The sequence below is a fragment of the Mucilaginibacter humi genome (assembly GCF_013087555.1).
This window is the reverse complement of record NZ_JABFCR010000026.1, coordinates 21,473-31,544: the sequence shown is the minus strand read 5'-3', so window position 1 is coordinate 31,544 and position 10,072 is coordinate 21,473. Positions and strand designations below refer to the sequence as shown.

The following is a 10,072-nucleotide window of genomic DNA, read 5'->3' as shown; positions in this document are numbered from 1 at the left end:
GGTATAACTATTATAATACCGGTTACCCACCAGGAAACAAATTAAAAATCCAACATCGAGTTTACCAGGCCGGGAAGGCTAAGGCATTATCAAACTTTAGTTGTAAAGTCCATTAAAAGGTGGTATCAGCTGTCGTTTTTTGTTTGTCGCTATCAGGCGCTCATGGCTATAATAGCTGTACGAACGTTATTTAAGATCATTAGTCCATTAAAAGGCCGATATCAGCGGTTGCCTGCCGTTATCAGGGCCATGGCCAGTATATTAGCCACGGACGTTTTTTTATATTTTACGACTAACGGGCAACCATACGGGGCGTGGGACCTAGTTGATAATTGTAAATTGCATTTAGTTTTTCTGAGGGCGGGAAAGGGCCCCGCCGCCACAATTAAAACTGCCCAAACAAACAAATGAAAATAACACCCCTACAGTCAAGCTGTTTAAAACAAACACCGTCAGCCTAAAAAGGGGTATAACTATTATAATACCGGTTACCCACCAGGAAACAAATTAAAAAGTTCTATATCAACCAAATCCCGGCGGGTAGTGGCAAGCTGTCCAGATCTTTTAAAACCGGGCGTGCAGCGGTTTTATGAACATTACCGTCATGACCGGTATAAGCTAACCCGGGTATAAAAGCCATATCTGTTTCGCCCGATTTAATATGGTTTACCAATTCAAGTAATGTCTGCTCGGCCTCGCCAATTATTACATAGTCGGCGCCTTCTTTCAAATATTCTTCATACCGGTCGGTCGAGTCTGAGCTGGATACAATTACCGTACATCCGCGCGCCTTAGCCATTTTGCACATATTAAATGCCGCCTCGCGCATGTTTGTAAGGCACATTTTAGTGAGGTAATTAAAGCCATCGTCATACACCACAAAAAAATCGGGGTGGGTTTCATCAAGCACGGGCTCAACTTCTGCCGGGTCGGCTACAAACATGGTGTCAAATAACGAAACCGGTAACCATTTTCGCGCATTAAAGACGCGGCATATAAGGTACCCGGGGGCGCGTACGGCTGACCTATCGACCATTGTTTAGGATCAAACCGTAAAAAATAGGAATGGGTGAAAAGTATATTATTCATGATCCTATAATGTTGCAAGCGGCGACAGGTGTAAGCTGCATACACACTTTACGCAAGTGGGGTTAGTGCTCATATCCAGCGTACGCCTGAAATCAGTTGCTGCCTGGTTATTTAATATTTCCGCTAATGAATTATTGCGGATGTTACCTATCGTATCATGAAAAAAACATGGCCTTACGCTGCCATCGGCCTCAACAACTGTTGATACCCAAGGGGCATTACACTTTTTATAGGGGAAAGGATTTAACCCGTAAAACGCAGCGTAATAATTATAGATATCCCAGATCTTCGCGTCAGATTCGGCAATAAAGCGTTTGTTTAAATATGTCGCCTCATCTAACACATGGTAAATTACATCCTTTAGTTCGGGCAGCTCGTGCTCACCTATCAATATTTCATGCTGTTTAGGTTCGGCCCGTGGGCGGTTTGGCGGTTAAAGGCATGGCTGCTGATATCCGCGGGTAAAAAGCTTACCCGGTCAATACCCATATCTTTTGCTGCCGCGATGATAGCCGGCCAGTTCCTGAAGTTTAACCTATGGATAACCGTACGTGCTGTAATGCGATAAGAGGGCTTTAAAAATTTAATGTACTCAACACCTTCCTTTAGCTTTTTAAACGCGTTAGGGATATTGCGGATCGCGTCATGCATAGCCTCGTCGCCATCTAACGATACTACCATATCATCAACCCATCTCAACAGCTGATCTGCATTTTGTTTAATGGACAGGCCGGTGGTGAGCAGGCTTACTTTAATATTTTCTTTTTTGAGGATCTCGCAAAGCTTAAATAAATTGGCGTTCAGCAAGGCTTCGCCGCCTGACATGACCACCTGCTGCGTGCCGAGATCTTTCAGTGATAATAAAAGGTCGGAAATATCTGCTTCGGTAAGTTGTTTCAGGTTTTTATTATCCTTCCAGATATCGCACATTACACAACGGCAATTACAGGCGCTGTGAGGCATCAATATCACTACCGGCAGGGCAGAGATGCGGTGCGTTTGCAGGGTGCGGTAACGTTTGTAAGTATGTGCGATAGACTGCAACATGGTATCTTATTTTTTTATAGCGATCCAATAAAACGGATCTTTTTTAAACAGGCGGTTAAACCAGCTTAAGGGTTAAACAGCACCCGATAATCAAATCCCCAAAACTCGCTTAGAGAGTGGTGGAAATAATGATCGGCCATTTCGGGGACGCCCATATCTTTATAATAGCTGCGGCACCGCTCGGCTGCCATTGCCGCATCGTCCGGGTCGTAAAAAGGGGTATCTAATATATGGATCTCACCGCCGCGGTTTAAAATCCGTTCGGCTTGCTGCAAAACAGCCACCACCGATGGAAAATATTGCAGCGATGCGGCAAAAACGACGATGTCGAATTTCTCTTTATCAAAGGTGTTTTCATTAAAACTATCGTACACAAACTCCGTGTTGGGCTTTTTAAACACCCGGTTGGCTCGTTAATTTCCACCCGGTTAATATCCAAACCGGTGACATGTGTTTTAGGCAAGCCGGCCATCTTTGCAGACAGCCAGCCGTTACCACAACCAACTTCCAATATTCTTAAAAACCTACGTTTCTTAGCCAAATAAGCCAACAGCCTGCCGCTCGAATGCTTTCGCATATCCCATTCATAAGAGTGGATATAAAAGTCGGGCAGGGTTTGCAGTTGCGCGTCTGTATAAATTCTTTTTTCGTGTGCTCTTACTGCAAAATAAAGCTCTTCAAACTCCGGCTGCCGGGGTTTTGAACGCTTAGTGACTTTATTTTGAACACTTATATCCAACGGGTTTATTTATTAACCCCTGTTTTAGGCTGACGGTGATCTGTTTTAAACAGCTTATTTAGTAGGGGTGTTATTTTCATTTATTTGTTTGGGCTGGTTTTAATTAATAGCGGCGGGGCCCTAACCTCCCGCCACTATCAAGAGAAACTAAATCTACAATTACACAATTATCAATAAGGTTACGCCCCGTGTTAAACAAAGGTTGCCCGTTAAATGAAATAAAATACTGTGGCAACCTTTATAAAAAAACGTCCGTAAAGCTATTATAGCCATGAGCGCCCTGATAGCGACAAACAATCCCATAGCAGCTGATATCAACCTTTTAATGGACTAATGATCTTAAATAACGTTCATACAATTATGGGCAACGGCCCGGTTAACATCAGCATAAAAACGACAATACCACCGCTGATACTTTACAACTAAAGTTTGATAATGCCTTAGCCTTCCCCGGCCTGGTAAACTCGCATGATCATTTGGATTTTAATTTGTTTCCGCAATTAGGTAACCGGTATTATAATAGTTATACCGAGTGGGGTAAACACATCCAAACCAATTATAAGGACGAAATAGCGGCTGTATTAAAAGTGCCACTGAACTTAAGGGTTGAATGGGGGATATTTAAAAACCTGCTTTGTGGCGTCACCACGGTAGTAAACCATGGCGAGCCCTTACCAATAGCTAACGCTCCTATAAATGTTGAACAATGCCATAGCATCCACTCGGTGCAGTTTGAAAAACGCTGGAAACTTAAACTCAATAATCCGCTTAAGCGTAAACTGCCGGTGGTAATACATGTTGGCGAGGGCAGTGATGAGCAGTCTAAACGCGAGATTGATACACTTATCCGTTGGAACCTGCTGAAAAAAGCTGGTGGGGGTGCATGGCGTAGCCATGACCACCGTGCAGGCTAAAAAATTTGAAGCGGTGATATGGTGCCCCGCATCGAATTATTTTTTGCTGAATAAAACTGCAGCGATGGACGATCTGAAAAAACACACTACCATTTTATTTGGTACCGACTCGACCCTCACCGGCAGTTGGAACATCTGGGACCATATCCGCCAGGCTCGCGAAACAAACATGTTAACAGATGCCGAGTTATATGATTCGTTGCATCCGGGCGGATCTCAAACCGATGTTGACAATAGGGGCTCTATAGTTGTCGTCAAAAAAGGAAACAGGATCATCGTTCGATTCTTTTACGCAACCCAACCCGAAGATATATTGCTGGTTGTTCATGACGGCGAGGTAAGGCTGTTTGATAACACGATGCTCGGCCAGCTTGAACATCTTAACCTAAAAGAATTCAGCAAAGTGTTTATGGGTCGCACCTGCAAATATGTACAAGGCGACTTGCCCGGTGTAATGCAGCAAATAAAAGCTTATTATCCGGGCGCTATATTCCCGCTAACCGCTATTTAATTATGTCTGTTTATTCAAAAATACGCTCAAAATTATCGCGCAAGCTTAAATGCTATCAACGCGACCTGCGCTATTATTTGGGGTTAGATAAAGTATTCTATAAAAACGCCCGTGGCAGCCGGGTCCTGATCTATCATGGTATTTGCAAACAAGACCATACCCGCTTTAACCCGATATTTTTAACTGCAAAAACTTTCGAAGCTCACCTTAAACTTTATAAAAGGCATTGCAATGTGGTTTCGCTGGATGATTATTATAACAGCAATTTCAGTGATGAAAAATATAATGTCTGCCTGACTTTTGATGATGGATTTGCCAATAATCATCAATACGTTTTGCCGTTGTTGGAAAAATATCAAATGCCCGCCACTTTTTTATTACCGGGATAACCAATGAAGGTTATGATATATTATGGAACGATTTTTTAGGGATCGTAAGTAAGTACGGTTCGCAAAATATCACCTATAAAAACCAGCAGTATTATAAAGGCAAATACGATCTGTATTATGCCGCCGACACCCATATTACCCTTAAAGAGCAGCTACGTGCCGCCGGCTTCGCTGAAAAAGCGGATATGATGCAATTGCTGTACCCGCTGGCCCCGTTTAAAACTAAAGAACAACATACAGACTATTGGTTGCAAATGACGACAGAACAAATAAAAGAGCTGGCTGCTTCGCCATATGCAACCATTGGAGCACATGGTTATTACCATAATGACCTGGCACAAATAAGCCCCGAAGATGCTTTTAAAGAAATGCTGCAGGTAAAACAATACCGGAGGGGTTAATAAATAAGCCGGTAACCAGCCCGGCGTTTCCTTATGGCAGTTATAACCAACAGGTGATTAATGACGCTAAAAGGGTAGGCTACAAACAATTACTGGCGATGGATTTTTATAATGATACAGATAGGCAGGATGAAACCATGCGTGAACGGCTAACAGTAAACCCATTCATATCGCCGGTTAACCAATTGCACGCAACCATAACCTGTAAATATGATTAGTCCGGCCACCACCTACACCACTGAACGGCTTAGCTTAAATAATATAGCTGATATGGATTTGCTATATAAAGCGGTATATGGGTATGAGCGGCTTGCCGGATTTTTCAGGAATAAATACGATACGGCTTATACAGGAGCTAAATTTATTGGCTATCTGGCTTATAATAAACAACGCTTACCCATTGCTTTTTATGGCGTTATACCAACCTTGATTTTGTATAATAGTAAAACGATACTGGCAGCACAATCGGCAGATACTATGACACATCCGGAATATAGAAATATGGGATTGTTTACCGAATTGGCTAATCTATCGTACGCTTTGTGTAAGCAGGAGGATTTGCACGGTATTTGGTTTTCCTAATGAAAACTCTATGCCGGGTTTTATTAACAAGTTGGGCTGGCAAATAACAGGCTCGCTTAACCTGTTTAAAGTTTCGGTTAAAGGGGGCATCCCGTTAGAGCAGATCGCCCTGAAAATACCCGCTTTCAGATCCTTGTATAATCATTATATAAATTGGGTTTTAAGGGATGTTTTAACTAATAAAAAAGGAGTTCAAAATTCTGTATTGGCCGATAGCTATAACGGAGTATTTCGTAACGATAAATATTTTAAATATAAAAGTTACTCGCCTACCCGGGTTATTGAAATAGATGGGACATTGATTTGGATAAAACTGCAAAACGGTTTACAGATTGGCGATATAGAAAATATAGGCAGCACTTTTGAAAGCGTTATAAAAAACTAATATCACTTGCCCGCAAATTGGGGCTAAATCAGATCCATTTTCAAACAAGCCCCCAAACACGGTTAAACAAATTATTTGCAGCGCATTATCAACCTATCGGTTCATTTAAAACCGGGTTTAAAATTATTGACGATGACATCAACATCGAAAACATAAAGTTCACCTTAGCCGATATAGATATATTTTAACAGTCATGAAGTTTGTTTTTGCCAGCTATATTTCATCCAATACTTATAACGATCCGGCAGCCTGGCTGGAGCGCATAAAAGCCTATACGGGTGTATTAGAGGCGGTAGCAGCAAATAATGAAGTGATAAGTATTGAGCAAATTAATTATGAAGGAGATGAGATAAAAAATGGAGTTAACTATCGGTTCAGAAAGTTTAATACACGCACCTATTTCCCGGTAAAACTAAACTTGTTTATCAGTCAGCAAAAACCCGATGTGGTAGTTATACATAGCATGCATTTCCCGTTACAGGTAATGTTGTTGCGATTGCTATTAGGGCGCAAACCAAAGATCATTATCCAAAACCATGCGGAGAAACCATTTACCGGGATCAAAAAAAAGTTAGTGCGATTAGCGGAACATTCTGTCAATGCTTATTTATTTGCCTCGCGGGCAATGGGTTTGGATTGGATAGCCAAAGCCAATTTAACATCGCCGAAAAAGATCCATGAGGTAATGGAGCTATCGTCATTTTTCCACCCAGTGCCCAGGGAAACAGCCCGTGCAAAAACCGGGATCATCGAAACCAAAGCATTTTTATGGGTGGGCAGGTTAGATCAAAACAAAGACCCCTTAACCGTGATAAAAGCCTTTTGAAATTTGCTGCGACAACGCCTTCGGCTTGTTTATATATGCTCTATCATACCGAAGAGTTATTACCCGAAATACAACAATTGTTAAGCAAAGCGCCCAATGCTGCTGCAATAAAACTCATTGGCAAAGTACCCAATGATGAGTTATTATACTGGCATAACAGTGTTGATTTTATTGTCGCCGGTTCACATTATGAAGGCAGTGGGACGGCAGTTTGCGAAGCGATGTCATGCGGGTGCATCCCTATAGTAACTGATATATTTTCATTCAGGATGATGACCGACAATGGCAATATAGGCCTGTTGTATGAAGCCGGTAATGAGGTAGAATTATTGGCTGCCCTACAACAAACCAATTCGCTGAATATACCCGCAGAAAAAGAAAAAGCGCTGGCCTATTTTAAGTCGACCCTTTCTTTCGAGGCCATTGCCGAACGCATCGGCATTATTGCGGCTTCCTGCTGATACAGTTCCATTATAATTTTAACAGTATCCGCAATATGATAGGGCAATACCGGGTAGTATAAAAGGTCGGCATCCAATAATACTTCTTTTGCCATTCGCGTCATATCAGCTGCATTCCTCGCAATATGCCAGTTGGGGATCTCGTTAATCATCGGCCGCACAAAGCTTATTACCTTTGCACCGGCATAAAGGGCCTCTAAACAAACTATGCCGAACCCTTCGTATCTCGAGGGATGTAAAAATACTTTAGTGCGTTGCATCAATGCCAATACTTCGGCGTGGGGCAGCTCTCCGGTTAGGGTTATATTGCCGTCAAGGCCAAGCCGATTTATTTGAATTTGCAGCGCTGCCATTTCGGGGCCGTTACCACATATTATCGCTTTTATTTTCGGTATATTACGCTTTAAAGCCTGTATAATATCTATAAAAACCGAATATTGTTTCAACCCTATCAGCGAACCCGCGCCAACAACATCAATGTCCCGCTCGCCGGTGAAGGGTTTAAATAACGATGGATCAATTGCCCCCGGTGCCGTATATTTGGGAGTTACGCCATAATTCCGCTTAAATTCATTAATTATAAAATCAGACAAGGCTACCAGGTTATCACCGTTCGGCATCATCTGGTAAACATATCTGTTACCCGGCCGTGCATCCCGCCAAGCAGCCAGCAATAATGTTTTAAACCGAATTTCCCGCAAACTTATCTGCGATAAAAGCGCACTCATCCATCCAAAAGCTTAAGAAGCCAATTACATTATAAGTTGCTCTTATCTTCTTCAGTTCGCGCCAGGCGTGTAGCCAGTAAGCCTGCGGTAAAAGCCGCTTTTATTTTTGCCGCCAAGGGCAATTACTTTAATGCCGTTCCAACTATATTCTGCAGCTTCTGAAGGGTATTGAAATGTTATCACAACAATATTAAGATCGGGATAGGTTTCGTTTAAAATGCGCACAAATATTTGCCTGTCGGGTAACCGTGCGGTGTCCTTCTCGTCTTTAGGGAAACCGGGGGTAAGTATTATCAATGTCTTACGCATATGCCGGTTCCATTGTTATCACCTTATCGCAAAAATCAAGGCTCGGGGTGTTGTGGGTTATCAGTATCACCATTTTACCCTGTTTCGCTAAAAGCTTTAATTTTAACAGGATCGCCCTTTCGGACGCCTCATCCATTTCAGAAAAAGCTTCATCCAGTATCAGCAAATCAAAATCATGATATAGCGCGCGCGCCAGCATTAACCGCTGCCGCTGGCCGCCGCTTATGTTTTTGCCATCTTCCTTTATCAGTTCATTAATTCCGTTGGGATATTGGGCTATAAGGCTTTCCAGCCCGCAAAACCCGATAACCTCGTCAAGTATAGCCGGATTATAGTCGCCGTCAGTAAGCGTGATGTTTTTAAGCAGGGTATCATTAATAATAAACGATTGTTGTTTTATGTACGACACCCTGTTTAAATACCCTTGTCTTTTTATCCAGTTGGTTCTTTCGCCGTTAAACAGGATATTGCCTTTATGATGTTTCAGGAAGCCAAGCATCAGGTGTATAATAGTTGTTTTACCTTTGCCGGATGCCGCCGACATCCCCACAAAGTCGCCGGCCTGGATTTCAAAACTTAAATTACTTAGTATATAGCGGTCGTTGTACCTAAATTTAACCCGGTCAAAAACTATCGACTGCAGGTGCTCTGTTTCGTCTGCAATTGTAACCTGGTTTGTTACGGGCTGAAGGTCAGTTATGGTAAACCGGTACGTTTTTATCTGGCTGGTACTGTTTAATATTTTAACGATGCCGGGGATAATCTTATAACTTGCGGCCATAAAAACACCGATAGTTAGCAGGCTTACAGCAGGTGTACCTGCCGATAATTTATTTATGGCGATCAATATAAAAATCCCAGTATGGCGAAAACCTCTACCAGCCTTGAGGTTAGTCCTTGTAAAGTTTGCTGAGTGGCTATGTTATTGTTTAATTGTGATTGCTGATCGTAATATCGCTTTACAAAAAAGCCGTCTTTATCATAAATATTGCTTTCAATATATCCGTTTAGCGACTCCTTTAAATGCTGGATGGTTTTCTGGTTCACTAACCTGGTGTTTTCGCGAATAGATCTTAGTTTAAACCTGATATAATTGGCCAGCAACACAACCGGCGGCACCAGCAATAAAAACAGCATTAAAAACAAACCCGGCTGCCAGAATAATATCCCGGTAATGGTAACTAAGATCAATATCCCCTGCGAAATGATCTGCTGCACATTGTTTAGGATATAATTGCTAAACTCTATGGGTTGATTGCTTATCCGGCGGATGAGTACCGACGAGTCAACACTTACAAAGCGCAGGTAATCATCCTTTAAATAGTTTTGGATGTTCCGTTTGGATAGCCTCGATGCAATGCCATAAAAGAAATGCTGCTGCTGTTTTGTGTTGAGATAGCCCAGCCAGTTTTTAAAACCAAATGACAGCAAAAACGCTGCAATTAATAAAAGTGAATTGCGGTTTAATAACGCATCCGGCAGGAAAGTGATGAAACCAGCCTCTTTATTGGTAGTGTAAAAGTTAATTACAACCAGTATCATCCCCAAAAAGGCAACATCCAATATGCCCATCACCGGTCGGATAAAATCAGCCAGGCCAACTTTACTTTTTCCTTTTGTTCGAGGATGTTTAAAATATCATTTATTATACGTTTCAAGCCGGCGCTATCGGTTAAGTTTTCTTTAACCAA

General features: G+C 42.1%; 17 protein-coding genes. 9 read left to right on the top strand and 8 right to left on the bottom strand.

The features are described 5' to 3' along the window. Positions 1-517: 517 nt before the first annotated feature. From HK413_RS07100 to HK413_RS15005, 4 genes are all read right to left on the bottom strand, one after another. Positions 518-943, bottom strand: coding sequence for a hypothetical protein (locus HK413_RS07100; protein WP_175269681.1), 426 nt, complete (start codon positions 941-943; stop codon positions 518-520). A 150-nt stretch (positions 944-1,093) separates the two neighbouring features. Next, a complete protein-coding gene (locus HK413_RS07095) occupies positions 1,094-1,480 on the bottom strand; it encodes an SPASM domain-containing protein (protein WP_175269680.1) in 387 nt (128 codons plus the stop codon). After that, a complete protein-coding gene (locus tag HK413_RS07090; RefSeq protein WP_175269679.1) occupies positions 1,477-2,136 on the bottom strand; it encodes a radical SAM protein in 660 nt (219 codons plus the stop codon). The genes HK413_RS07095 and HK413_RS07090 overlap by 4 nt, the downstream gene beginning before the upstream one ends. A 65-nt stretch (positions 2,137-2,201) precedes the next feature. Next, a complete protein-coding gene (locus HK413_RS15005; RefSeq protein WP_217452131.1) occupies positions 2,202-2,537 on the bottom strand; it encodes a methyltransferase domain-containing protein in 336 nt (111 codons plus the stop codon). An 814-nt stretch (positions 2,538-3,351) separates the two neighbouring features. On the opposite strand from HK413_RS15005, the gene HK413_RS07080 reads away from it, so the two are divergent. From HK413_RS07080 to HK413_RS07040, 9 genes are all read left to right on the top strand, one after another. Further along, positions 3,352-3,789: a hypothetical protein gene (locus HK413_RS07080; RefSeq protein ID WP_175269677.1), complete on the top strand. Its 438-nt coding sequence runs from the start codon at positions 3,352-3,354 to the stop codon at positions 3,787-3,789. Then, positions 3,749-4,300, top strand: coding sequence for a hypothetical protein (locus HK413_RS07075; protein WP_175269676.1), 552 nt, complete (start codon positions 3,749-3,751; stop codon positions 4,298-4,300). Before HK413_RS07080 ends, HK413_RS07075 begins: the two co-directional genes overlap by 41 nt. A 2-nt stretch (positions 4,301-4,302) precedes the next feature. After that, positions 4,303-4,689 (top strand): polysaccharide deacetylase family protein, encoded by a 387-nt coding sequence (locus HK413_RS07070; RefSeq protein WP_175269675.1) that lies wholly within the window; start codon positions 4,303-4,305, stop codon positions 4,687-4,689. A gap of 185 nt (positions 4,690-4,874) precedes the next feature. After that, the gene (locus HK413_RS07065) at positions 4,875-5,090 is read left to right on the top strand and encodes a polysaccharide deacetylase family protein (protein ID WP_175269674.1); all 216 of its coding nucleotides are present in this window, start codon (positions 4,875-4,877) and stop codon (positions 5,088-5,090) included. A gap of 53 nt (positions 5,091-5,143) precedes the next feature. After that, positions 5,144-5,308, top strand: a complete 165-nt coding sequence (locus HK413_RS07060) for a hypothetical protein (RefSeq protein ID WP_175269673.1) — start codon at positions 5,144-5,146, stop codon at positions 5,306-5,308. After that, positions 5,301-5,672, top strand: coding sequence for a GNAT family protein (locus HK413_RS07055; protein ID WP_217452130.1), 372 nt, complete (start codon positions 5,301-5,303; stop codon positions 5,670-5,672). The genes HK413_RS07060 and HK413_RS07055 overlap by 8 nt, the downstream gene beginning before the upstream one ends. A gap of 10 nt (positions 5,673-5,682) precedes the next feature. Beyond that, positions 5,683-6,057: a hypothetical protein gene (locus HK413_RS07050; protein ID WP_175269671.1), complete on the top strand. Its 375-nt coding sequence runs from the start codon at positions 5,683-5,685 to the stop codon at positions 6,055-6,057. 193 nt (positions 6,058-6,250) lie between these two features. After that, positions 6,251-6,883, top strand: a complete 633-nt coding sequence (locus HK413_RS07045) for a glycosyltransferase family protein (RefSeq protein WP_175269670.1) — start codon at positions 6,251-6,253, stop codon at positions 6,881-6,883. Next, positions 6,880-7,344 (top strand): glycosyltransferase, encoded by a 465-nt coding sequence (locus HK413_RS07040; protein ID WP_175269669.1) that lies wholly within the window; start codon positions 6,880-6,882, stop codon positions 7,342-7,344. Before HK413_RS07045 ends, HK413_RS07040 begins: the two co-directional genes overlap by 4 nt. Here the strand turns inward: HK413_RS07040 and HK413_RS07035 are convergent. Genes HK413_RS07035 through HK413_RS07020 form a run of 4 tightly spaced genes read right to left on the bottom strand, consistent with a single transcriptional unit; the run spans position 7,275 to position 9,956 of the window. Beyond that, positions 7,275-8,072: a glycosyltransferase family 4 protein gene (locus HK413_RS07035; RefSeq protein WP_217452129.1), complete on the bottom strand. Its 798-nt coding sequence runs from the start codon at positions 8,070-8,072 to the stop codon at positions 7,275-7,277. The genes HK413_RS07040 and HK413_RS07035 overlap by 70 nt on opposite strands. 51 nt (positions 8,073-8,123) lie before the next feature. Continuing rightward, positions 8,124-8,381, bottom strand: a complete 258-nt coding sequence (locus tag HK413_RS07030; RefSeq protein WP_175269667.1) for a hypothetical protein — start codon at positions 8,379-8,381, stop codon at positions 8,124-8,126. After that, positions 8,374-9,228, bottom strand: a complete 855-nt coding sequence (locus HK413_RS07025) for an ATP-binding cassette domain-containing protein (protein ID WP_175269666.1) — start codon at positions 9,226-9,228, stop codon at positions 8,374-8,376. Before HK413_RS07025 ends, HK413_RS07030 begins: the two co-directional genes overlap by 8 nt. Next, complete coding sequence (locus HK413_RS07020) at positions 9,225-9,956, bottom strand: ABC transporter ATP-binding protein (RefSeq protein ID WP_175269665.1); 732 nt, start codon at positions 9,954-9,956, stop codon at positions 9,225-9,227. The genes HK413_RS07025 and HK413_RS07020 overlap by 4 nt, the downstream gene beginning before the upstream one ends. Positions 9,957-10,072: the final 116 nt, after the last annotated feature.